At 43.2% G+C, this 24363-nt stretch carries 21 protein-coding genes; 6 read left to right on the top strand and 15 right to left on the bottom strand.

Annotated features, from left to right (window positions below; translation table 11 throughout):
- Positions 1-85 precede the first annotated feature (85 nt).
- From OCU38_RS02505 to rppH, 6 genes are all read right to left on the bottom strand, one after another.
- Entirely contained in the window at positions 86-1075 is a 990-nt protein-coding gene (locus tag OCU38_RS02505) for a Solitary outer membrane autotransporter beta-barrel domain (RefSeq protein ID WP_261824223.1), read from the bottom strand.
- A gap of 117 nt (positions 1076-1192) precedes the next feature.
- The gene (locus OCU38_RS02500) at positions 1193-2044 is read right to left on the bottom strand and encodes a thymidylate synthase (RefSeq protein WP_021714867.1); all 852 of its coding nucleotides are present in this window, start codon (positions 2042-2044) and stop codon (positions 1193-1195) included.
- Positions 2044-2880, bottom strand: coding sequence for a prolipoprotein diacylglyceryl transferase (gene lgt, locus OCU38_RS02495; protein ID WP_152822501.1), 837 nt, complete (start codon positions 2878-2880; stop codon positions 2044-2046). Before lgt ends, OCU38_RS02500 begins: the two co-directional genes overlap by 1 nt.
- 22 nt (positions 2881-2902) lie before the next feature.
- Positions 2903-3697, bottom strand: coding sequence for a sulfite exporter TauE/SafE family protein (locus tag OCU38_RS02490; RefSeq protein ID WP_261824222.1), 795 nt, complete (start codon positions 3695-3697; stop codon positions 2903-2905).
- A gap of 2 nt (positions 3698-3699) precedes the next feature.
- Positions 3700-5955 carry a phosphoenolpyruvate--protein phosphotransferase gene (ptsP, locus tag OCU38_RS02485; protein ID WP_152822496.1) on the bottom strand — a complete coding sequence of 752 codons (2256 nt, stop codon included), beginning with the start codon at positions 5953-5955 and terminating at the stop codon, positions 3700-3702.
- A gap of 12 nt (positions 5956-5967) precedes the next feature.
- Positions 5968-6486, bottom strand: coding sequence for an RNA pyrophosphohydrolase (rppH, locus tag OCU38_RS02480; protein WP_023404758.1), 519 nt, complete (start codon positions 6484-6486; stop codon positions 5968-5970).
- A gap of 614 nt (positions 6487-7100) precedes the next feature.
- Here rppH and mutH point away from each other — a divergent pair.
- The gene (gene mutH / locus OCU38_RS02475; protein ID WP_390625233.1) at positions 7101-7778 is read left to right on the top strand and encodes a DNA mismatch repair endonuclease MutH; all 678 of its coding nucleotides are present in this window, start codon (positions 7101-7103) and stop codon (positions 7776-7778) included.
- A 9-nt stretch (positions 7779-7787) separates the two neighbouring features.
- On the opposite strand, the gene OCU38_RS02470 is transcribed toward mutH, so the two are convergent.
- Together OCU38_RS02470 and OCU38_RS02465 are read right to left on the bottom strand one after the other, a co-directional pair.
- Positions 7788-8099 carry a DUF6482 family protein gene (locus OCU38_RS02470; RefSeq protein WP_261823636.1) on the bottom strand — a complete coding sequence of 104 codons (312 nt, stop codon included), beginning with the start codon at positions 8097-8099 and terminating at the stop codon, positions 7788-7790.
- 114 nt (positions 8100-8213) lie between these two features.
- Positions 8214-9125, bottom strand: a complete 912-nt coding sequence (locus tag OCU38_RS02465) for a hydrogen peroxide-inducible genes activator (RefSeq protein WP_152822492.1) — start codon at positions 9123-9125, stop codon at positions 8214-8216.
- Between the two features lie 192 nt (positions 9126-9317).
- Between OCU38_RS02465 and OCU38_RS02460 the strand changes: the two genes are divergently transcribed.
- The 4 genes from OCU38_RS02460 (at position 9318) to OCU38_RS02445 (ending at position 14578) form a co-directional block, all read left to right on the top strand.
- Positions 9318-9926, top strand: coding sequence for a peroxiredoxin C (locus tag OCU38_RS02460; protein ID WP_023404762.1), 609 nt, complete (start codon positions 9318-9320; stop codon positions 9924-9926).
- Positions 9927-10153: 227 nt separating this feature from the next.
- Positions 10154-12247: a polyphosphate kinase 1 gene (ppk1, locus tag OCU38_RS02455; RefSeq protein WP_261823635.1), complete on the top strand. Its 2094-nt coding sequence runs from the start codon at positions 10154-10156 to the stop codon at positions 12245-12247.
- Positions 12222-13775 carry an exopolyphosphatase gene (gene ppx / locus OCU38_RS02450; protein WP_261823634.1) on the top strand — a complete coding sequence of 518 codons (1554 nt, stop codon included), beginning with the start codon at positions 12222-12224 and terminating at the stop codon, positions 13773-13775. Before ppk1 ends, ppx begins: the two co-directional genes overlap by 26 nt.
- A 56-nt stretch (positions 13776-13831) precedes the next feature.
- The gene (locus tag OCU38_RS02445; RefSeq protein ID WP_261823633.1) at positions 13832-14578 is read left to right on the top strand and encodes a copper homeostasis protein CutC; all 747 of its coding nucleotides are present in this window, start codon (positions 13832-13834) and stop codon (positions 14576-14578) included.
- Here the strand turns inward: OCU38_RS02445 and phoU are convergent.
- The 7 genes from phoU to phoB all read right to left on the bottom strand — a co-directional run bounded on the left by phoU (position 14575) and on the right by phoB (position 23172).
- Positions 14575-15282: a phosphate signaling complex protein PhoU gene (gene phoU / locus OCU38_RS02440; protein WP_152822481.1), complete on the bottom strand. Its 708-nt coding sequence runs from the start codon at positions 15280-15282 to the stop codon at positions 14575-14577. The two genes, OCU38_RS02445 and phoU, sit on opposite strands and share 4 nt — an antisense overlap.
- Before the next feature lie 15 nt (positions 15283-15297).
- Positions 15298-16116: a phosphate ABC transporter ATP-binding protein PstB gene (gene pstB, locus OCU38_RS02435; protein WP_152822479.1), complete on the bottom strand. Its 819-nt coding sequence runs from the start codon at positions 16114-16116 to the stop codon at positions 15298-15300.
- The gene (gene pstA, locus OCU38_RS02430) at positions 16106-17803 is read right to left on the bottom strand and encodes a phosphate ABC transporter permease PstA (protein ID WP_449357635.1); all 1698 of its coding nucleotides are present in this window, start codon (positions 17801-17803) and stop codon (positions 16106-16108) included. The genes pstB and pstA overlap by 11 nt, the downstream gene beginning before the upstream one ends.
- On the bottom strand, positions 17800-19989 hold the full coding sequence (locus tag OCU38_RS02425; protein ID WP_261823632.1) for an ABC transporter permease subunit: 2190 nt from the start codon (positions 19987-19989) through the stop codon (positions 17800-17802). The genes pstA and OCU38_RS02425 overlap by 4 nt, the downstream gene beginning before the upstream one ends.
- A gap of 190 nt (positions 19990-20179) precedes the next feature.
- Entirely contained in the window at positions 20180-21106 is a 927-nt protein-coding gene (locus OCU38_RS02420; protein ID WP_390625250.1) for a PstS family phosphate ABC transporter substrate-binding protein, read from the bottom strand.
- A 26-nt stretch (positions 21107-21132) separates the two neighbouring features.
- Positions 21133-22446, bottom strand: a complete 1314-nt coding sequence (gene phoR, locus OCU38_RS02415; protein ID WP_152822473.1) for a phosphate regulon sensor histidine kinase PhoR — start codon at positions 22444-22446, stop codon at positions 21133-21135.
- A 36-nt stretch (positions 22447-22482) separates the two neighbouring features.
- Positions 22483-23172, bottom strand: coding sequence for a phosphate regulon transcriptional regulator PhoB (gene phoB, locus OCU38_RS02410; RefSeq protein ID WP_152822470.1), 690 nt, complete (start codon positions 23170-23172; stop codon positions 22483-22485).
- Positions 23173-23356: 184 nt separating this feature from the next.
- Between phoB and rdgC the strand changes: the two genes are divergently transcribed.
- Positions 23357-24265, top strand: coding sequence for a recombination-associated protein RdgC (rdgC, locus tag OCU38_RS02405; protein ID WP_261823630.1), 909 nt, complete (start codon positions 23357-23359; stop codon positions 24263-24265).
- The last annotated feature ends 98 nt before the right edge of the window (positions 24266-24363 follow it).

Genomic DNA, 24363 nt, shown 5'->3' with positions numbered 1-24363 from the left:
AGATTACTCAGCTATTAAAAACGGCTTACTTCCTCTTGATATCAAGTTGAAGTAGGCCGTTTTTTTATTTGGCTTGTATCAACAGCTACTCATTGTAGAAAAATACTAAAGCGCCGCCTTTCAAAGAGCTGCCATAGTTAAGGCTAAGCCCGATCCCTACGTTATAAACCAATGAAGAGTAGTCACTGGTATCAATCACCCACCCCACGCTGTATTCCCCATAATGTGTGGTATCTAGAGGATCTCTTAAATCTCCGCCAACATCGATGCGCCGAGCTCGAAAGAGCAGATCTTGCTTTCGATTTCCCCATGGGCTGAGGTGATACTTATATTGCAAACCGTTCATAATGCGCCAGCCTTCCGGCGTTGCATTGGCAGTGCCTATGCTCCCGCCAAAACTGCGTCCCCAAAAGTAGTGATATTCACTATTAAAACGAAGCTCGCCCCCTCCAAGCGCTTTGGTATAAATAACATCAAGTTGTGGCTCGGCTACCCACGCATTGGAAGAGCCATTAATCACTGAGGCAATACCTTCTTCCCTAATGAAGTCACTGGCTGGGCTATTTGCGGTAAACTCATTGTTGTAGTGCATCAAGTGCAAGCCTGAACCCACAAAGAGCTGCCATTGTTCAGACAGCTGATAACCTAACGAATACTCCGCATAACCTGCTAGCACTTTATCCTTGTTTTTATCCGTCTCCCAATCCTGCAACCCACTGAATCGCTCATAGGAGATATCTCGACTTAGCTCCAAATAAGCAGCACGCAGCTTTAAACGATGTAACCAAAGGCTATTATCGTCTTTAAATAAAAAAGAAATGGGCAGAGAAGTCGCAGCGATTCTACGACGAGTATCTATCGCTTCTTGGCCGCCAAAGTCTGGATTATTGGTGCCAAATATCTTATTAGGATCAAAATTACCAAACCCTATGGTAATTAATTCACTGTCGGTAAGGACTAAGGTCGTTGAGTAAATATCAGATAAGTATTTATCGGGATCAATAAGACTGGCAAGTGCCACTTCCGAGCACGCGAGCGCACTAATCGTAATAGGGATGCAACGTCCATATTTCATATTCAAATAACTCTATCCACTGAGTGATTGACGTAAAAAAGGGCTAATACCTAAATATTAGCCCTATATGAAATAATTTTTTAAATTCAGAGAGATAAAATCAAATCTATGCTCTTTTTACACAGAGAATGGATACTTGATGGCAGGGTGTGATTCATACCCTTCCACAGAGAAGTCATCCATTGTCACCCAAGTTTCTAAATCTTCTAACGTTTTGATCTCAGGGTTAATGATGAATTTAGGTGCATTAAGAGGTTCACGATGCAACTGAACATCACGCATCAACTCCAGTTGATCCTCATAAATATGCGCATTCACTATTTTGTGATACGCCACGCCGGCTTTCTTGCCTGTGATTTGAGCCATGATAGCCAAAAACGCATATACCTGAACCATATTAAAGTTCAGCCCTAAAGGGACATCACAAGAGCGCTGAGTGCTGTTTAAATACAGAGTATCACCAAGCAATGAAAAGTGATGGCTGTACATGCACGGACGCAAACAGCCCATGTGGAATTCACCTGGGTTGTAAAAGTTAAGGATCTCTCCTCGGTCGTCCACGCCTTTAGTTAAGTCATCAACAATTTTACGTAATTGGTCAATGTGCCCACCATCTGGTTTAGCCCACTGACGACCTTGCACGCCATACACGCGCCCCATGTCGTCTTCACCTTTACGGTATTTATTGTCTAACCAAGCTTGGTTAAGGTTGGCGTTGGCATCCCATGTTTTAGTGCCAATAGCGCGGAACTGCTCAGCATTATCGTAGCCACGAATATAACCGATTAACTCAGCAACAGCCGCTTTCCAGAAGCTCTTACGAGTAGTCACCAAAGGAAACGCATTGTTAGCAACATCATAAGTTAAATCAGCATTAATCACCGTAAGGCAGCGTTTACCTGTACGTTCATTTTCAATCCAATGACCTTCATCAACAATGCGACGACATAAGTTTAGATACTGTTTCATTACTTATTATCCTTAGCTTCGTTGGCAGAAGTGCTCTCCAAAGATTTAGAGTTGTACTTGTATGCCCAGAAGATCATAGCCGCACCAATAAGAATCATTGGCGACGATAAGATCTGTCCCATTGAAATCCAGTCACCAAACAGTCCAAGTTGCGCATCAGGTTCTCTGAAGTATTCAACAATGAAGCGGAACGTACCGTAGCCCATCAAGAATAACCCTGACACTGCGCCTGCCGGTCTCGGCTTGCGGATAAAGAAGTTCAAGATAAGCAGTAGCACAAAGCCTTCTAGGAAAGCTTCATAAAGCTGAGAAGGGTGTCTTGGTAAGTAGCCACCTGATGGGAACATTACTGCCCATGGCACGTCTGTTACTCGTCCCCAAAGCTCATCATTCATGAAGTTACCAATGCGACCTACCCCAAGACCAAATGGGATCAGCGGCGCAATGAAATCAGCCACACCAAAGAAAGTGCGTTTGTTACGATAGGCGTAATAAGCCATCGCAGAAATAACGCCCAGCAGACCACCGTGGAAGGACATGCCTCCGGTCCACACTTCAAATAGATACAATGGGTTATCAAGGAACAAACCGAAGTTATAGAACACAACGTAACCGATGCGTCCACCAACCACTACCCCTAGAAAACCTAAGAATAATAAATCGGATACCTGTTCACGGTTCCAGCCACTGTTCGGCTTATCTGCGCGACGATTGGCAAGCCACATAGCGAAAGCAAAACCAATCAGGTACATCAACCCATACCAGCGAATCGAAATTGGACCAATGGCTAGTAACACAGGATCAATATGAGGGTAAGTGAGAAATCCTTGATTCATAAAATCTTCTTAGCGTTAATCATTAAAAGAAAAGCATTCGTATCGCTATCACTAATAGCAATACGGAAAATATTTTTTTGAGCGTTGGTGTCGGTAAGACATTGGTTAACCGAACACCAATCCTACTAGTTAGCACAGAGCTAGAGGCAATAGCAAATAATGCAGGCAAATACACGTAACCGACACTGTGCGCTGGCAGTACATCAGAGCCTGAGCCATGCAAGATAAAACCTAGCATTCCAGAGGCCGCCAATATCATACTGCAAAACGATGATGTGCCTACCGCCTTGCGCATTTCTATCCCTCGTCGGTTTAGAAACGGCACTAATAATGAGCCACCACCAATACCAGCAAGGCTTGAGATAGTACCGATCGTAGCTCCAGAGATAAAGGTATTTGTTACGCCAATGTGGCCTTTAGCGGCCGTGGCTTTGATTGATGTAAACATACGAATCGACAAACACAAAACAATACAGCCAAATATTGGCGGCAAGTAATCACTTGGCACTCGCTCAGCAATAAAGCTGCCACCAAAACCACCAGCAATGACGCCGGGAATAAGAAACTTTGCGACAAACATATCGACGTTGTTGGCTCGATAATGATTGAGAGCTGATGAGCCAGAGGTGAGAATAATACAAGCTAAGGAAGTAGCTAACGCCATTTGCATCGCAATCGCCGCTTTAATGCCAAACATTGGCAGTAAAAACAGCAAAGCAGGCACGATAATCAAACCGCCGCCTATGCCAAGTAATCCCGCTAACACTCCAACAAATGCACCAATCAGCACCAATACTGCAATTAATTCAATGGTAATCATTAATGTTTTCCAGGGCGCACAAAACCGGCTAAGCCTCGATGTTCAAGGTATTCAAAGGCCAACTTGTGTACCTCTGACGCGTAAGATTGACTGGTCGCGACATTAGCCAAGGCCTTTAGATCCTCTAAATTAGATTGTCGAATAACATACTTTATGTTGGCGACGTTTGCAGAGCTCATACTCAATTGTGTAAATCCTAATCCTAGTAGCATCAGTACCCCAATCGGGTCCCCTGCTAATTCGCCACACACTGAAACCGGTAGATTGGCATCTTCACACGCGACTTGTATTTGCTTTAATGCCAACAACACCGCAGGGTGAACCACTTCGTACAGTTCCGATACCTGACTATTATTACGATCAACAGCAAGTAAGTATTGAGTGAGATCATTGGTACCGACAGAAACAAAGTCAATTCGCTTCGCAATCGCCGGTAATAAGTAAATCATGGACGGTACTTCGAGCATTATTCCCACTTTAGGCTTTTTCACCTGCGGATAAGTCAAAGCAACCTCATGGTAAGCTTGCGCTATCAAGGAAAGGGAAGAATCCAATTCTGGCGTACCCGAAACCATAGGCAGTAAAATATTGAGCTCATTTTTCTGCCCAATACTGGCCCGCATCATCGCCCGTACTTGGATTAAAAAGATATCTGGATGATCTAAGGTAAAACGAATCCCCCGCCAGCCTAAAAATGGGTTTTCTTCTTCCATCGGAAAATACGGCAATGACTTATCACCACCAACATCTAAGGTGCGCATGACCACAGGCTTATCTTGTGAGTAAGCCAACACCTTTTGATAGGTTTCCACTTGCTCATCTTCAGAAGGGAAAGCTTGTTTCACAATGAAGGAGATTTCGGTGCGGTATAAACCAATACCATCAATGACATCATTTAAGAAGTAACTGACATCAATGCCTAATCCTGTATTGAGCAAGATGGTGATCGGCGCTTTGTCTAAAGTAATCGCTGGCAGGCAGACTTCAGATTCAACCATAGAACGAACTTCTTGCTCTTCACTCAATAGTTGTTGGTACTCGGACATCTCCTGATAGGTCGGATGAATCAGCACCTCACCGTTATACCCGTCTAAGATAATTACTTTGTCATCGTCAATCCCTTTCAGATTTGGACCGATAACCGAGGGAATGCCTAAAGCGCGCGATAAAATAGCTGCGTGTGAGTTCACGCCACCCTGTACTGAAACCACACCTAATAGCATTTCCCGTGGTACAGAAGCCAGCAAAGTTGTAGTGAGTTCATTCACCACAAAGATCACTGGCTTATCAAGTTTCACTTCCTGAACCTGAGAATGATTAAGGAAGTACAACAGACGCTGACCTAACTCACGCACATCTTGCGATCGTTGCTGCAAGTAGATATCACTCATGCGAGCAAAATGATTAGAATAACGTTCAATCACTTGTCGCAAAGCCCAATCTGCGGTATCCCCTTTTTCTATTTGCGAGAGTAAATCCCCTCTTAATTTGGGATCATTGAGCAAGTGGGTAAATAAATCAAAAATAGCCAGCGCATCTTTATTGAGATCGCTATCGAGTTGTTTTCTAAGGCGGCGAAACTCTTTTAACGCACTTTCAACCGCAACTAATAGCCATTCTTTGTCTTTTTCAACATCTACCGCAGAGGCTGGAGATACATCGCTCAGCAAAGGCTCATCGTTACCGCGCCAAATAGGACCAATCGCAATCCCATTACACGCCGATAAACCAGTCACGATATTGCCGGCACCTCTACGCTCTTGCAGTAACCAGTTCCCCTGTTGCTGCTCACTGACAATCAACACCGCCAATTGCGCAGCCAGAGTCACTAAGAAAGATTCTTCGATATCACTAAATAGGCGTGGCTTTTTTTGTTGAATCACCACAACACCTAAAATGCGTTTGCGGTGAACAATTGGCGTGGCGAGAAAGGCTTGATAAAGCTCTTCGCCAAGTTGCGGAAAATATTTAAAATCGGGATGCAGTGAGGCTTTAGCAATATTTAAAGGTTCAGCGGTTCTATGAACTAAACCCACTAAGCCTTCTTGAAAACCAATATGTAAGCGTTCACCAGAAAAAGTCAGCCCCTTGGTTGCCATTAACTCAAGGCGCTGCTTTTGATGATTAGAAAGATAGATAGTGCAACATTCGCTATTTATCGCATCACAGGTGCGTTTAACAAACACCTCAAGTGCTTGATGTATGTCTTCGACCCGAGATACGTGCTCAACTATATCCCTTAGTTGATTCAGCATTATAGTGCCCTACTACCCTTTTCGGTTTTTGCGTTTTCGGTTCTGCTTTCGATCTTTGAACGGCATCGCAAATGAAGCAAATTCCTTCATTGCTCTACGGTAGACATCTCTTTTAAAGGAGACTACTTGTCTCACTGGATACCAAAAGCTTACCCAGCGCCATCCATCAAATTCTGGAGTTGGTCCTCTTTGCATATTAATTTGCGACTCATCGCATGTTAACTGCAATAAAAACCATTTTTGTTTTTGTCCGATACAGACAGGTTTGGAATCCCAACGCACTAATCGTTTTGGCAAGCGATAACGCAACCAGTGACGACTCGTAGTGACAATTTTTACATCTTCTTTGGTTAACCCGACCTCTTCATACAATTCTCGGTACATCGCCTGTTCAGGGGTTTCACCGTCGTCTATTCCACCTTGTGGAAATTGCCATGAATGTTGTCCGTATCGTTTAGCCCAGAGCACTTGACCGTGGTTGTTACATATTACGATTCCCACATTTAAGCGGTAACCATCGCCATCGATCACTGGCTAACCTCTACTGATAAATTTTATATGAGTCGATTTTTCCACAGATCCCCCAGTTGAGCAAATGCAACCTGAGTAAAAGTTGCGAAACTATGAAGCCAGAGGCGTCACTTTGGATAAAATACAATCAAAACTGGGTTTATCAACAGCCCCATTGAAATTAAGTGAGTTTATTCACTATATCTGTGAGTAACTTTGTGAGAAAAACTGAAACAATCGCTATTTGGATTATTTTTCGATCTTAAAGATAAGATAACGACATAGGTCACACTTTGATTATTTCCTTTAAAAACAACAATTAAGATTGCTTTTTCACCGACAAATACGTTTATAAAAATTGTTCATTATTTGATCCTTGAAGATCGAGCGAATATTAACCACAAATGCATTTATCCACACACCCAACGCATTCAGGCATAATTGACAGGCTAAAACAAGCAAAAAACGTGACCTAAAAGCCTGTTTATTTATACATGATAATACCTTATTACAGATATTATTTCACAGCCTGTGGATAACCTTTAAATAAGCCCCTATTTGGTTTATAATTGCGCATTCCAATATCCTCAAATGATCTTTAGTCATTTAAGATCTTTCATCAGTTGGAGATCACCGTGCAGATAGCACCTCCTAAAAGCGAGCAAGAGTTACTCAATCGAGCACAATCACTGGCTGGATACTCATTTTCAGAACTGGCAGAAGAAGCAGGTATTGCAGTACCAAAAGATCTTCGTCGTGATAAAGGTTGGGTCGGACAGTTAATTGAAAGGCATCTTGGCGCTGAAGCTGGCAGTCGTCCTGAACAAGATTTTGCCCATCTTGGCATTGAGCTAAAAACCATCCCTCTTAGCTATACAGGTAAACCTTTAGAAAGTACCTTTGTCTGCGTGGCGCCATTAACCGGGATCCATGGCCTCACTTGGCAACAAAGCCATATTCGACAAAAGCTGAGCAAGGTATTGTGGGTGCCAGTGGAAGGAGAAAGAGAACTGCCGCTCGGTGAACGCCACGTAGGTTTTCCAAAACTGTGGACACCAACGCCAATTCAAGAAGATCTATTGCGTGAAGATTGGGAAGAGCTAATGGAAATGATCGCAACGGGCCGCATCAATGAGATAAGTGCTAAACATGGACAAGTGATGCAAATCCGCCCTAAGGCAGCAAATAGCCGAGCGTTAACGGATGCCTATGGAGCAAGTGGTAAACATATAAAAACATTGCCAAGAGGGTTTTATCTTCGCAGTAACTTTACCCACTCTATATTGCTAGAGCTGAATAATCTGGTTGAATAGAGATCAGTTTTAATAACTTTTTAATGATAATTCAATATCATAGTAAGGCTGTCCCTCTAAAGTACCGCACTCGTCATACGCGTTATGCAAACGTAAATAAGCACTGTCTAATCCCAACTTGATCAACTCTTCTTTAACCACTTCTAACGAGGCGAAAGACATTGGCTTATCGTCTTCACGAATCGGTTCAAGTTTATGTTTAAATTCAACCGCCAGTTGATAAGTAGACAGATCAGCACAGCCAATAACGAACACTTTTGGCACTTCCATATGCCGCTCGATATCAGCATGAATCCATTGGTCGAACTGATGTTTTTGCATGATAAACCCCCACTGCTCTTTTTCAGTAAAGACCACACACTTTATAGGATCAAATAAATAGTGGATCTTTCTGAAAAATAGCCGAGATATCAGCATTAGATATGGCGTGAATAATTACTTGTCTAAGAGCTTTTTTATCACTTGAGCCAATTGCATAAAGGTTTCGGTGCGGGTATTGCTTGGTCGCCAAACTAAGCCAATATCGCGATAAGCTTGTCGTCCAGGAGGATCAATCACTATTAAAGAGTGTTTGGCGAGTAAGCCGTGATCTATCGCCATTTGTGGGATAAATGTAGTGCCAAGTCCATTTGCCACCATCTGCACTAAAGTGTGTAAGCTGGTGGCGGTAAAAGGATTAATCTTACTTTTCTCAGTCAAGTTACACGCCGATACCGCATGATCGGTTAAGCAATGCTCTCTCTCTAATAGAAACACGGACTCATCAGGAAGATCGTCATAATGTAGCGGTATCTTAATACTGTTTACTTGCGACTCACTGATCACCATTTTAAATTGATCTCTGCCAACCACTTTGCTAGCTAAGTTACCAATATCCACAGGAAGCGCTAACACCAGCACATCTAGCTGACCATTTTGTAAGGCCGTTAATAAATTAGCTGTGGTATCTTCGCGCAGTAGCAAGGTGAGATCTGGAAAGCTCTCATTTACTTCCCGTACCAAGCCGCCCAACAAGAAAGGAGCAATAGTAGGGATCGCACCTAGCCTTAACTGCCCTTTCATTGCGCCGCCACAAGCCAGTTGCCCAAGAGCGGTAAGATCTTGGCTTTTGGTCAGCAGTTCACGACCTTGCTTGACCACCATGTCCCCCACATGGGTAAACACTAGCGCGCTTTTTTTATCTTGCTTCTCATATAAGGTACAGCCAAAGTGTTTTTCAAGATTTTGAATACCTTTACTTAACGTGGATTGGCTGACAAAACATTGCTGGGCTGCTTCGCCAAAGTGGCGTGTTTCATGCAAAGTGATCAAATAATGAAGCTGTTTTAAGCTGGGCCATTTATTCATGAAAAATTTTAAATTACCTATATAGAAGCATGACTTTGTGCGCGAGTTAACAATTTTTATACATCGCTTTTTTCGATTAACTCAATCTATTTAATTCGCTTTTTTCAATAGTATATTCTGTATTATAGTTTGTCTTGTAAAACATGGAACCGACCTGAAACTCAGGCACAATTACATATTTAGGAGCTCAAAATGGTATTAGTAGGCCGTCAAGCACCAGATTTCACAGCATCAGCTGTACTAGGCAACGGTGAAATCGTCGATAACTTTAACTTCGCAGAATTCACTAAAGGTAAGAAAGCGGTAGTTTTCTTCTACCCACTAGACTTCACTTTCGTATGTCCTTCAGAGTTGATCGCGTTCGACAACCGTTTCCAAGACTTCCAAGATAAAGGCGTTGAAGTAATCGGTGTATCTATCGATTCTCAGTTCTCTCACAACGCATGGCGTAACACTGCTATCGATGATGGCGGTATTGGTCAAGTTAAATACCCTCTTGTTGCTGATATCAAACATGAAATCTGCAAAGCATACGACGTTGAGCATCCAGAAGCTGGTGTTGCTTTCCGTGGTTCTTTCCTAATCGACGAAGATGGCCTAGTTCGCCACCAAGTAGTTAACGACCTTCCACTAGGCCGTAACATCGATGAAATGCTACGTATGGTTGACGCTCTAAACTTCCACCAAAAGAACGGGGAAGTTTGTCCAGCACAGTGGGAAGAAGGTAAAGCCGGTATGGACGCATCTCCAACAGGCGTTGCAGCATTCCTATCTGAACACGCTGAAGACCTAGGTAAATAATTTAAGTCTTACCACAGCAATAAAAAATTCTAAGCCAGTCAATGCTTTGCATTGACTGGCTTTTTTTGTTTGCTTTTCACTCAACCTGCTTCCTTTTTCACCGCAAGACATATTTATTTACAGCTTATGTGGTAATTGTCACACAAATGAAATCCAACGGTAATAATATTTTCGCTATCCAATGTTTGACATTTCCCCGCATTGTAATTTAGAAAAACGGAATAGCGATGAGCACAGAAAAAATATATGTAGAAAAAGAACTTAGCTGGCTTTCTTTCAATGAGCGCGTGCTGCAAGAAGCTGCGGACAAATCAGTACCATTGATCGAAAGAATCCGCTTCCTAGGTATATTCTCTAATAACCTAGATGAGTTCTACAAAGTGCGCTTCTCTGATGTAAAACGCCGGATTTTGATCAACCAAGAACACAAACGCCAAGACAAATCCAAACGTCTACTCAGCAAAATGCAAAGTAAAGCTATGAAACTCAATCAAAAGTTTGATGAGCTTTACGGCGAATTGCTACTAGAAATGGCACGCCGTCGAATCTTCTTGGTAAATGAATCTCAAATTGATCAAACTCAGCAACAATGGATCAAGAAGTTCTTTCGCAAAGAGGTGCTTCCTCATATCACTCCTATCGTGATGCACGAAGAAATCAACGTATTAGATTTCCTTAAAGATGAGTGCGCCTACCTTTGTGTTTCCCTAGTGAAGAACAATGTTTCTCAATATGCACTTTTAGAAATCCCAACCGACCATTTACCTCGATTTGTGATGGTTCCTGAGCAAAAAGGCAATCGTAGAAAAACCATTATCCTTCTCGACAACGTCATACGTCACTGCCTTGATGATATTTTTAGCAACTTCTTCGAATACGATGAAATCAACTGCTATTCAATGAAGATGACTCGTGATGCTGAATATGACTTAAGCTACGAAGTCGAACACAGTCTCTTAGAGCAAATGTCTGAAGGACTTAGCCAACGTCTTTCGGCTATGCCTGTTCGTTTTGTGTATGAAAAAACCATGCCCGCAGAAATGCTTGAGTTTTTATGCCGTAAACTAGAAATCTCTAACTACGATAGTTTAATTCCCGGTGGTCGTTACCATAACTTTAAAGACTTTATTGGCTTCCCTAATGTGGGGCGTGATTACTTAGAAAATAAACCACTTCCTCCACTAAAAGCGGCAGTATTTGAGAATTATCGCAACAGCTTTGATGCAATTCGTGCCGAGGATATTCTTCTTCATTATCCGTACCACACCTTTGATCATATCTCTGAGCTTGTTCGTGAAGCCTCTTTTGATCCCAAGGTCATTAGTATTAAGATCAATATCTATCGTGTTGCGAAAGGTTCAAGATTAATGAACTCACTTATCGATGCCGTCAACAACGGTAAGAGCGTAACGGTAGTGGTAGAGCTGCAAGCTCGCTTTGATGAAAAAGCCAATATCTTATGGTCAAAACGTTTAACTGACGCAGGTGTGCACGTTATCTTTGGTGCTCCGGGCCTTAAAATTCACTCTAAGTTATTGCTTATTAACCGTAGAGAAGGCGAAACCATCAAACGCTACGCGCATATTGGTACAGGTAACTTCCATGAAAAAACCGCGCGTATTTATACCGATTTCTCACTACTAACGGCTAAGCAAGAAATCACTGACGAAGTACGCCAAGTATTTGGCTACATTGAAAACCCTTATCGTCCAGTGAAATTTAAACAACTGATTGTTTCACCTAGAAACTCTCGTGAGCGTTTATACGAATTGATCGATGGCGAAATTGAGCACGCCAACGAAGGTCGCAAATCAGGCATTACTTTAAAAGTAAACAACTTGGTTGATAAAGGCTTGATCAACAAACTCTACCAAGCAAGTACCGCTGGCGTACCTGTGCGTATGATTATCCGCGGCATGTGTTCACTAGTCCCTGGCGTAGAAGGCGTGAGTGACAATATTCAGGTAATTAGCGTCATTGACCGATTCCTTGAACACCCACGAGTGCTTATTACCGAAAATGGTGGAGACCAGAAAGTCTACATCTCTTCTGCTGACTGGATGACTCGAAATATCGAGAACCGTATTGAGGTTGCTGCCCCAATCAATGATCCAGTATTAAAGCAGAGAATTATTGATATTATCGAGCTACAATTCACGGACACAGTTAAAGCTCGATGGATCGATAAAGAAATGTCGAATGCTTATGTGGCACGAGGTAATCGCCGTAAAGTTAGATCTCAAGTGGCGACCTACAATTACATTAAGCAAACAGAAAAACAGGTAAGAAAACTGAGTGAGCCAGCAATTGAAACAGCCTAACTCAATACAAAACAGTGAAGCTGCTCTAGAAGAAAAGGATATCGCCGCCATCGACCTTGGCTCTAACAGCTTCCATATGGTAGTTGCCAAGGTTGTTGGACAAGACTTGCAAATTGTCAGTCGCCACAAGCAGCGAGTTAAACTCGCCAGTGGATTGGATGAGCACAACCTCTTATCTGAAGAATCGATGCAACGTGGGCTAGATTGCCTAGCCATGTTTGCTGAACGACTGGAAGGCTTTAAAGTCAATAACGTTAGAATTGTGGCTACCCACACTTTGCGTATTGCCAAAAACGCCAACCAGTTTATTCAGCGAGCGCAGAAGGTGCTGCCCTTCCCTATCGAATTGATTCCTGGGGAAGAAGAAGCGCGTTTGATCTATCTTGGCGTTGCACACACTCAGCCGGTATCAAAGAACAAATTAGTGATTGATATCGGCGGTGGCAGCACCGAGCTTATCATTGGTGAAGGTTTTGACTCTGAACTAGTCAACAGCCAACAAATGGGGTGTGTTAGCTATGCTCATCGCTATTTTAGCGATGGCAAACTCACCAGCAAAAACTTCACTAAAGCCAATCTTGCCGCGCAACGTGAGCTGCAATTTTTAGCCAAGCAGTACAAACAGCGCGGCTGGGAATTAGCACTCGGCTCATCAGGCACAGTGAAAGCTATCCGCGAATGTTTGATTTCACTTGGTTTTGAAGATGGCATCGTCACTTGTAAACGACTGAAAAAGCTCATAGCTCACCTGTGCGAATTTAAACGAGTTGATAAGATTGTCATCAAAGGGATTTTAGAAGAGCGATTGTCTGTTCTTGCTCCCGGCGTTGCTATCTTGCAAGCGATATTAGAATCGTTAGATATTGACGAGTTGCATTATTCTCCCGGCGCTTTGCGAGAAGGCGTAATGTACGAAATGGAGAAAAAGTTTACTCACTCTGATATTCGTATGCGCACCGCAGAAAATCTGGCACTAAAACATCGAATCGATGTTGAACAAGCCAACCGAGTAAGAGCGCATGCTAAGCACTTCCTTAAACAAGTGATCAGCGACACCGATTTAGAGAAAAACAGTGAGTTAGTAAAACTGCTCAACTGGGCAGCACTGCTGCATGAAGTGGGTCTTAGCTTAAGTTATCGCGGTTATCATCGTCACTCTCATTATTTATTACAGCACACTAATATGCCGGGCTTTAACAGTGAGCAGCAACGACTGATCGCCACTTTAGCTCGTTATCAACGTAAAGCGTTAAAGCTGAACGAGATGCAAGAGTTTAGCCTGTATGCTAAAAATAACATTCTCGACCTGATTAAGATTTTACGATTAGCCATTGTCATCAATGTGTCTAGAAATGATGCCAAAGCGAACTTATGGCAATTGACCATTAAAGATGGCGAATGGATTTTGACGCACACCGCGCCAGAATACTTTGCTGAAAACAGCCTGCTTCTGTTAGGTTTAGAGCAAGAGCAGCTGTATTGGAAAAACGCAGGGTGGACATTAACCCTTCCTTTTTCGCATGAATAAGTAAAACAATAAAGGGCTCTGAGAGCCCTTTGTTTTTTCTATCATTTGGGGTTTTTATGCCGTATCAAATTGAAGTTTGTATCGACAATATTGAGTCACTCAGCACTGCAATAAAAGCAGGAGCCACTCGTATCGAGCTATGTTCGTCTTTAACTTTAGGAGGACTCACCCCAAGCTACGGCTTCATGCTACAAGCCAAGCAACGCGCTAGCATCCCTATTTATGCCATGATTAGACCGCGTCAGGGAGACTTTTTATTCTCTGAGGCAGAAGTGGCAATCATGCTAGAAGACATCAAAGCCGCTAAACGCGCCAAGCTAGATGGTGTAGTTATTGGCATTCTAACGGCGCAAGCTGAGGTGAATTACGAGGCGTGTCAGAAACTTATGGATGCGGCGACCGGTATGGGTGTGACTTTTCATCGAGCAATCGACCAGTGTAAGAATATCACACAGGCACTGGAAGATATTATCGAGCTAGGATGTGAGCGAGTGCTAACTTCAGGGCAAAAAAGCACAGCAGAACAAGGCGTTGCTACTCTAGCAAACATGCATCAACAAGCGGCAGGGCGCATTAACATCATGGCGGGAGCAGGCGTTAATGCCAGCAATGCCCAGTACATTATTGAGCAAAGCGGCGTCAATGAATTACACCTATCAGGCAAAAGTGTGCGCCCAAGTCACATGCTCCATATCCAAGATGAAGCGCAAATGGGCGCAAATACTATTGATGATTTTCAGATCCCAGTAACGGATTTTAATGCCATTCAGGCTATGAAGCAGGTGTTAGACAATATCCGCTAAACGGATTCACTGCCTTTGTATTTATCAATTTCTTCGTTGTCTGAGTGTCGAACGTCTTTGCCTTTAACGCAGTAAATAATGTATTCACAAATATTCTGACAGCGATCTCCCACTCGTTCAATTGCTCGCGCTGACCACATGACTTGCAAGATGGTTGGAATCATTTTCGGCTCATCCATCATGCTTTGCGTAAGCTGACGAATAATATTTTGATACTCTTCATTGACCCTATCATCCATATCATAGATGTGTGCGGCAGCGTCAATATCGAGGCGAGCAAAAGCATCTAACACCTGATGCAGCATACCTATCGCTAAGCGACACAGAGGCTCTAGTGAGTTTTGATAACGAGGATCAGAGCTTTTGTTCTCTAATGAGGTGCGAGCAAGGTGAGAAGCTACATCACCAATACGTTCAAGCTCGGTAATGGTTTTGATGATGCTCATAACCAGCCTTAAATCACCCGCCGTCGGCTGACGTCTGGCAATGATTCGAGTACAGGCTTCATCAATGATCACTTCCATTGAGTTTACGTTATGGTCTTCGGCAACCACTTTCTTTGCCAATTGATAATCTTGTTTAACCAAAGAACGTAACGCATACGCTAATTGCTGTTCAACCAAACCACCCATGGTTAAAACATGGCTACGAATAGCCTCAAGCTCTACGTTATATTGCCCTGATATATGGCGACCTGTGTGCATTTAGTTCAATACTCCTTAACCAATGCGACCTGTGATGTAATCTTCAGTTTTCTTCTCTTTTGGCGAAGTAAATACAGTGTCTGTATCTGCATATTCGACAATGCGCCCCATATGTACAAAAGCGGTAAAATCACTGACCCTTGCCGCCTGTTGCATGTTATGTGTCACGATAACCACGGTATATTTCGTTTTTAAATCGTTGATCAACTCTTCAATGGTTAGCGTTGAAATCGGGTCTAACGACGAAGTCGGTTCATCTAACAGTAGCACTTCAGGTTCAATGGCAATAGCTCTAGCAATCACCAGACGCTGCTGTTGACCTGCGGCAAGATTTACCGCACTTTCATGCAGACGATTTTTTACTTCGTCCCACAATCCTGCGCCACGTAATGCTCGCTCACAACAATCATCCAGCACTCGACTGTTGCGAATGCCTTGTAATCTAAGCCCAAAAATAACGTTTTCATAGACTGTTTTAGGGAAAGGATTTGGCTTTTGAAACACCATACCAATGCGTCGTCTCAGCGCAGAAACATCCACGTCTTCGCCATAAATATCATGCCCTAATAATCGAATAGCACCTTCAACCTTGCACCCCTCAACCAAATCATTCATACGATTGATTGAGCGCATAATGGTGGATTTACCACAACCCGATGGCCCTATAAAGGCGGTCACTTTGCCTTTTGGTATGCGCATTGAAATATCATGCAATACCTGTTTTTTACGATAATAGAGGTTGAGATTTTCTATCTCTATTGCCGTATTTTTCTCAGATAAGTTAGCAACATCAAGAGGTCGCAAGACATTTATGTTTGCAGAGCTAGAATACATGATCATCAAATCCTAAGTTTCGGTAGCTATTACGTAAAGAGTTCCTGATACGAATTGCGATTAAATTCAATCCGACAATGACGGTCACAAGTAGCATAGAGGTTGCGTATACCAACGACTTTGCCCCTTCTAAATTGGTTGTCTGGAAACCCGCATCATAAATATGAAAACCTAAATGCATGAACTTACGATCTAGGTGCATATACGGAAATTGTCCATCAATAGGTAAGTTTGGAGCCAGTTTCACTACCCCCACCAGCATTAATGGTGCAACCTCACCGGCCGCTCGCGCTACCGCTAAAATCAAAGCGGTTAAGACCGCTGGCATTGCCATAGGCAACACCACTTTAAAAATGGTTTCCGATTTAGTCGCGCCAAGTGCAAAGGCACCATCTCTGACCGATCTTGGTATGCGAGATAAGCCATCTTCAATGGTCACTACCACTACAGGTAACGTCAACATAGCTAAGGTTAAAGAGGCCCACAATAAACCGGGCGTACCAAAGGTAGGTGCAGGTAGGCTATCGGAATAAAAAATATCATCGATGCTGCCACCTAAGGTATAAACAAAGAAACCTAAACCAAATACCCCATACACAATAGACGGCACGCCAGCTAAGTTTTGCACCGTAATACGCATTAAACGTGTTATCCAATGTTTGTGTGCGTACTCATGTAAATACAACCCTGCCAGAACCCCCAAAGGCATGACCACTACCGACATCAAAATCACTAATAAGATAGTGCCAAATATGGCTGGGAAAACCCCGCCTTCAGAATTCGATTCTCTCGGCTCTGAAATCAGAAAATCAATCCCTTGTTTAAACCAATGCCCCAATTTATCCATTACCGTCATTTGGTTGGGATACCAAGCATCTAATATGGTGCCAAAGCTAATACGGTGCAGATCGTTATTCATATCTTTCACCAGTAGCGTTCGCTGTTCGATATGCTCACGGATCTGTTCGATATGCAGTTCTGCTTGTGTTCTATTGGCGCGTAATTGTTCTTCTATTGCTTCTAATTCGTCAATGCGCTGGTGATCGTTAGACCCGTCTTCCAACAGTCTACCTAGCACCATTTCTTTTCTTTTTATGCCTTTTGTTAAAGGCTCAACCGCATTCTCAAACAGAGCCTCTATCTTTTCATGCTCGGACTCGGTGAGCTTCAGCAATTGCTTAAGATCTTGTGATGAATGAATCGCTTGGGTTTTCCCCTCACTTTCAGAGGCAACGACTCGCCCAAAAAACTGCCCGCCACGTTTTCTTTCTATCACCAGCAAATCTGGCTCTGCGACAGGTTTAGCCCATGCATGAGTAAACTGAGATACAAACTCATGACCATACACATCACGATTGCCGACTTTAATGACTAAGCGTTCAAGCTCAGGCAAAGTTTCTTCTGCTAATTGATGGCGTAGCTTGCTTGGAATGGCTTGACGCTGCGTAATCGACAGTTGCTCCCAAGGCACATCTTGCCTTTGATACACCTGCCCAATTAAAGATTGTCCTGTCTCATTCTTCCACTCATACACCGTATGCGGCCAAAAATGCCCCATGCCCTTCCAGCCAATAAATAGCAGTACTGCCAGCATAGATAAGATACTGATAGTCACGGCCATTGATGTTAGCCAAATCCACGGCTTTCCCGATCTAAACCAATTAATCACTCGATTATTCCTGCCTATAAAGATCGATACTTATCGCGAAGTCGCTGGCGAACACTTTCGCCAACACTGTTCACAATAAAGGTAAACAAAAATAAAATTAACGCTGACAAAAACAGTAAGCGATAGTGAGAACTTCCAACCTTAGATTCAGGCAACTCGGTGGCAATGGTGGCCGTTAATGAACGTAACCCTTCAAAGACATTCCAGTCAGTAATCGGCGTGTTGCCTGTTACTGTTAGCACAATCATGGTTTCGCCCATTGCTCGTCCTAAACCCAACATAATGGCAGAGATAATCCCCGGACTGGCAGTGAGTAGCACCACTCGCGTTAGAGTTTGCCATTCAGTCGCCCCTAATGCCAACGCTCCGTTGGAAAGGTGTTTCGGCACCGAATAAATCGCATCTTCTGAAATGGTAAAAATTGTCGGGATAACCGCAAACCCCATCGCAATGCCCACCACTAACGTGTTGCGCTGCTGATAATCCCAGCCTTTGTCTGCAAGGAAGTAAATAAGCCCATGCTCAAACAATATTTTTTCTAGGTAAGGCGCAAAGTAAAACAAGCCTGCCCACACCAAAATAATAACAGGCAACAAGGTCATAAGGTGTAACCCTTTAGGAACTTGCGACTTCACTCGATTTGGCAACAATGCCCAAGCGCCTCCACAACCCAATGCCGTCAATGGAATGACTAGAATACTCAGCATAAAGGCGAGTAAGTTCCTTTCCATAATGGGCGCTAGCCAAACAGCGGCAAGAAAACCGATGACCAATGTTGGTAAAGCCTCCATTAACTCAATCGCAGGCTTGATGGTGTTACGCATTCTAGTGGACATAAAGTAGGCGGTATAAACCGCGCCTAACACCGCAATTGGGATAGAGAAGAACATCGCATACAGCGCAGCTTTTAAAGTGCCAAAGACTAATGGAATTAAGCTAAATTTAGGCTCTACGTCCTCTTCGGTTGATGAGGTTTGCCAAACATAATCAGGTGTTGAATAGCCCTCATACTGCACCTTTTGGGTCAGTTCTTTGAGTGAGATTTCAGGGTGTCTTGCTTCAATTTCAAATTTAGTGATTTTGTCTTTATAGACGTTGATTAAGTGTTTATCGTTGCGCGATAAAGAGCTCAATAGCGGCGGCGATTGGCCTTCAATCTTTAAAATTGCCGTTGGTCTAGTCGCATAGAACAGGCTATACATACCTTGTTTGTCAACAGTCCAGAAACCCTTAGTAGTATGCTCTGGGATAACAGACACAACCTCGCCGCTGCTAATGTATTTACGAGCCGATCTTAAGCGGCGCTCATTTTGGAAAGTGACAAACCAAAACTCAAGCTCATTGCGCGAGTTAGAGACTATCGCCCCTTTGTCACCATTTAAGAAGCTAAATGCACGATGAAAGCCATTTCTTAGCCTATCTTTATTTTGCGAGAATAAGGTGAAAGGTTCACTGCGCATACTGCGGGAGAAGATAGAGACGGCATCATCATCGAGTACCACGATATATAAGCCATTTTTTGCTACGAACACACCAGAGATATGGTCAAAGGTTGCGGGCAACTCCTTGATTTGATGCGTTGACTCCTCAGGCCCAATAACATAATCCAGAACTTCAACTTTGCTGTCGCTTGCTCGGGCAATGACCGCCCCTTCTTGTATTACCGTAAAGCCTAAATACTTGGTCTTGAAACCAGAGTCAGCAAACTCTAAAGCCGACAGTTCTTGGTTCACTTTTAAATTGGGCGTATAGATGGTTCTCATCTTAGAGTGCGAGATAATATATTCAGGCATCGCCACCTCTATATCACCACCAGCATCAATCATGGCAACCCAAGGACGAGGCGTATTAGTGGCAATGGCCACTGGATCTTTTTGGATTAAGGCTTGATTGAGAATCGCAAACTGATCTTTTAAAGAAAAGTAGATCACCTCACCTTTATTATTGATCGCAATGCCATTATTACCCGTGTTATCGATTTTAGTATCGATAAAAGAACCGCCATCAATCGGCAGTTGATACTCAGTTTGCTGGTAACTAGAGGTACTAAAGATTGGAATGGTTTCGGTGAAAAAATAGATAAGAATACCGAGCAGACCAACCAACATGCCTAAACCACTGGCTCTGACTAATCCCGCAATCAATTTATCTTTGAGTAGACGAGTTCTATTTGTCTCTCTTAACAATGATGTAGCCTTATTCATTTCATGTGATCTTCTTTGATCTTGAGACTGTAGCTAAAGTATCAGCTATCTTGATGATACCAATATCAAATTCACATTTGATAGTTGAGCGACGATAGATGCTACACCTTTTGAATCTTACCGCAATAATAGCCAAGCACTTAGCCTATTCGGCGCTCGACAAGTGACTAAAAACACAGCAATCCAAGCACTATTCCAGAGTTAAACCGACTTTAGCTAACTCTTTCTTGGCAAATCTGGCTGAAATTGGAATGTAGCCTTCACGAGCAACGGCATTTTGTCCCTGCTTAGAATAAATAAACCGTATAAATTCACGTTGTCTAATAGGCAACGGTTTATTCGGTTGCTTATTCACATACACATACAGCTTGCGACTCAGAGGGTATTTACCTGAAATAATATTCTCTGATGTTGGTCGTACATAGTTTTCATCATACTTGGCGATAGGCACTAAGCGAGTGCCCATGGCTTTAGAAGCAACACCTGAATAGCCAATCGATGACACAGACGATGCCACCGCCTGTACTACAGATGCGCCGCCTAATAATTCATTGACTGAGCTATTAAAGTCACCGCCACACAATACAGAGCTTTTAAATACCCCATACGTTCCTGAAACTGGGTTACGCCCAAATTTTTGAATCTTTAGCTTGCCCCAAGGTTGCAAAATACCAAGGTCACTCCAGGTTTCGATATGTCGATTAGTACCGCAAAAATAAGTCACAGAGAAAATTGCATCCAGCTCAACAAAGTTAAGCCCTTGAATCGGGTTATCTTGATGAACAAAAACGCCTAACGCATCCAAAGCCACCACTAATTCAGTCGGTGAATAACCATAGTTACGTTCAAATGCAGCCACTTCACTTGGCTGCATTTCACGACTCATTGGCCCAAACTGAGCCGTGCCTTCGGTCAAAGCAGGCACTGCTGTGGAACTGCCCGACGCTTGCACTTGCACATTTACGCTTGGGTATAACGCCGAAAACTCTTCCGCCCACGCCGTTACTATGCCCGCAAGGGAATCTGAACCCGCGGAAGACAAGTTGCCAGAAATCCCATGTACATGGCGATAGTCTGGCAATTGAACGGCTTTCGCTGTCCATGACAGCATAAGCATGGCAAGTACAACTAGTCGTGACGCTCTCACTGCTCGATTAACTCCCTAGTGATAAGGCGCTTAGGTAGCACGAAGGAGAATCGACTCCCTTTACCGACCTCACTTTGGATCTCCAATTGTGAATCATGGTGACTCAAAGTGTGTTTAACGATTGCTAGGCCTAAACCACTGCCACCAGTTTCTCTAGAACGGGCTTTATCAACGCGGTAGAAGCGCTCAGTCAGTCTGTGTAGGTGTTGAGGCTCAATACCATCACCAGTATCTGAAACTTGTAATGATGCCCCCAGAGGCGTCTCAGCCCAAGTGACATTTATGTGCGAACCTGCGGGGGTGTACTTCACAGCGTTATAAACCAAGTTAGAAATCGCACTGCGCATTTGATCTTCATCGCCAGTGATTTTCAGTGAAGTATCCACATCAAAGGTTAATTGATGCTCATTCTTACCACTTAATGCTTGCGCTTCTTTTTCTAAGATCTGCAACATCTTCGGCACATCAACAATGTCATCGCCCGCCCCCATAGGAGCCGCTTCAATCTTAGATAAAGTCAGCAGTTGATCAACAAGACTGTTCATGCGGTTAAGCTGTTCCGTCATCACGCCATGCGCTTTAGGCCACATTGGTCCTATTAACATATCGGGATCGGCCGTCATTTCTAGGTAGCCTTGTAGCACCGTCATCGGTGTACGTAACTCATGGGAAACGTTAGCAAAGAAGTTACGACGCATGCCCTCTAGCGTTTTAAGCTGTGATACATCACGGACTACCATCAGGTGTTCACCATCGGTATACGGCACAATACGTAGCTCTAAAATACGTTCCACATTCAGCGGTGAACGGATTTCTAACGGCTCAGAGAAGTCATTTCTATTGAGATATTTTATAAAATCAGGAGTGCGTAATAGGTTAGTGATTGGCAATTCACTGTCTTCAGGCCAGCGAAAGCCCAGCAACTGCTGCGCTAATCGGTTACACCAAACAATATTGCCTTCATCACGAAATACCACTACCGCATCCGGCAGTGATTCAGCGCCATTTCTAAAACGGCGGATAAGACCTGTGAGTTCTTTTCTCTTGCGACGTTGGCGCTGTTGCAATCGGTACATACCGTTGAACAACGGCTCCCAATTACCAGAGCTTGATGGTGGCGAAAGACGTTTATCGTTCCATAGCCATTGTGAGAATCGGATCTGATTATGCAGGTGCCATCCTAACTGCAACAAAGTTGCAATCAAAAGCATCCATGGCATGTAACCTACGAGCCATCCTAGTAATACCCAAGGGGTATAAAAAAAAGCCAGCTCTAAAGCCAGCCTTCTCCATGTCAGTTTTTCTACCATCTAACGGCAAACTCCAGAGTTCGATAAACCTGCTGGTTAGGCTTTAGTCGAGAATCGGTAACCTGCACCACGTACAGTTTGGACTAATTTATGATGCTCACTTGCTTCTAGGGCTTTACGTAAGCGACGAATATGAACATCAACTGTTCTGTCTTCTACATAAACGTTTGTACCCCAAACATGATTCAATAGCTGCTCACGACTGTACACACGCTCTTGGTGAGTCATGAAAAAGTGCAACATTTTAAATTCGGTTGGCCCCATATCTAGGGGTTGATCATTAGCGGTAACACGGTGTGATACAGGATCTAAGCGTAAACCACGTACATCAATCGCTTCTTCCGTTGACGTAGGAGATGCACGACGGATAACAGCTTTAAGACGAGCGATTAACTCTTTTGGTGAAAACGGCTTAGTAATGTAATCATCAGCGCCTACTTCAAGGCCTTTAACTTTGTCTTCTTCTTCACCACGAGCGGTCAACATAACCACCGGTATATTGCGAGTCATTTCATCACGTTTGAGATGTTTGATGAAATTAATACCGGTACCGCCAGGCAGCATCCAATCTAAAAGAATAAGATCTGGGAAAGGTTCTTTAAGCATACTGACAGCGGTGTCATAGTCTTCGGCTTCAACTGTCGTATAACCTTTTTGCTCCAGCACAAAACAAAGCATTTCACGGATCGGAGCCTCATCCTCTACTACTAGGATTCTTCTAGACATCTTGTTTCATAACCTCAACTGTTTGTAAACTCCGCATATTATCCAGTTAAATTATGACAGTTTTGTGGCGATTGAAAACAAAAAATCATAATAAATTCATTGAACAACATGAAATTTGTACTATGCACTATTGCAATGCTTCATTTATCATTAGATTTTCCCCATCGCAATTCAGGGACACAATATGTGGTTTAAGAACTGTCTAGTCTACCGCTTCAATCGTGAAGTAGAGATAGAAACGGAAACATTAGAAAAACAACTTAAAGAGTTTCAATTCAAGCCTTGTGGTAGTCAAGATAAGCAAAAGTTTGGTTGGTCATTCGCAATGCCAGGCCAAGATCAACTGCTGAGCCATGTCGCGCAAAATCGTATTTTGCTGTGTGCTAAAAAAGAAGAGAAGCTGCTGCCTGCCTCAGTGATCAATGACGCGGTCGCCAACAAAGTGGATCTTCTTGAGCAACAAGAAAATCGCCGCCTGAAAAAGACCGAGCGTGACACCATTAAAGATGAAGTATTAATGGACTTACTACCACGTGCTTTCACTCGTAGTCAGTTGACCTATTTGCTTGTTTCTATTGAAGATGGCGTGATCATTGTTGATTCCGCAAGCTCTAAAAAAGCCGAAGATGCATTAGCGCTACTGAGAAAAACTATCGGTAGTTTACCTGTTGTTCCTGCACTTCCAGAAAAAGCTGTTGAGCAGACCTTAACGGAATGGATCAAAGGTGAAAGCCAACCGACAGGCTTTGAAATCTTAGATGAAGCCGAACTCAAATCGCCATTAGAAGAAGGTGGCATCATCCGTTGTAAGCAACAAGATTTGCAAAGCGAAGAGATTTTAAATCACATCGAAGCCAATAAATTTGTCACTAAGCTGGCGCTAAACTGGCAAGAGCGCATCGAATTTGTACTGGCTGATGATGCAAGCTTAAAACGCTTAAAATTTGGTGAAGAGCTAAAAGACCAAAATGAAGATATTCCACGCGAAGATAAAGCTGCTCGTTTTGATGCGGATTTCTCTTTAATGAGCGGAGAATTATTAGCATTAGTGGGTAATCTGCACACCGAATTAGGTGGTTTAGAGAAAAATTAAGTGCTTTTGGCACTACAATTTGTGACATAGATACTTTTTTAGTGGCGATTATTACGGCAATCCCGTAAAATTCGCCCTCCTTATATCTCGGCACATGG

Source organism: Vibrio neonatus (assembly GCF_024346975.1).
GTDB classification, from domain to species: Bacteria; Pseudomonadota; Gammaproteobacteria; order Enterobacterales; family Vibrionaceae; genus Vibrio; species Vibrio neonatus.
This window is presented reverse-complemented; position numbering and strand designations above follow the sequence as displayed.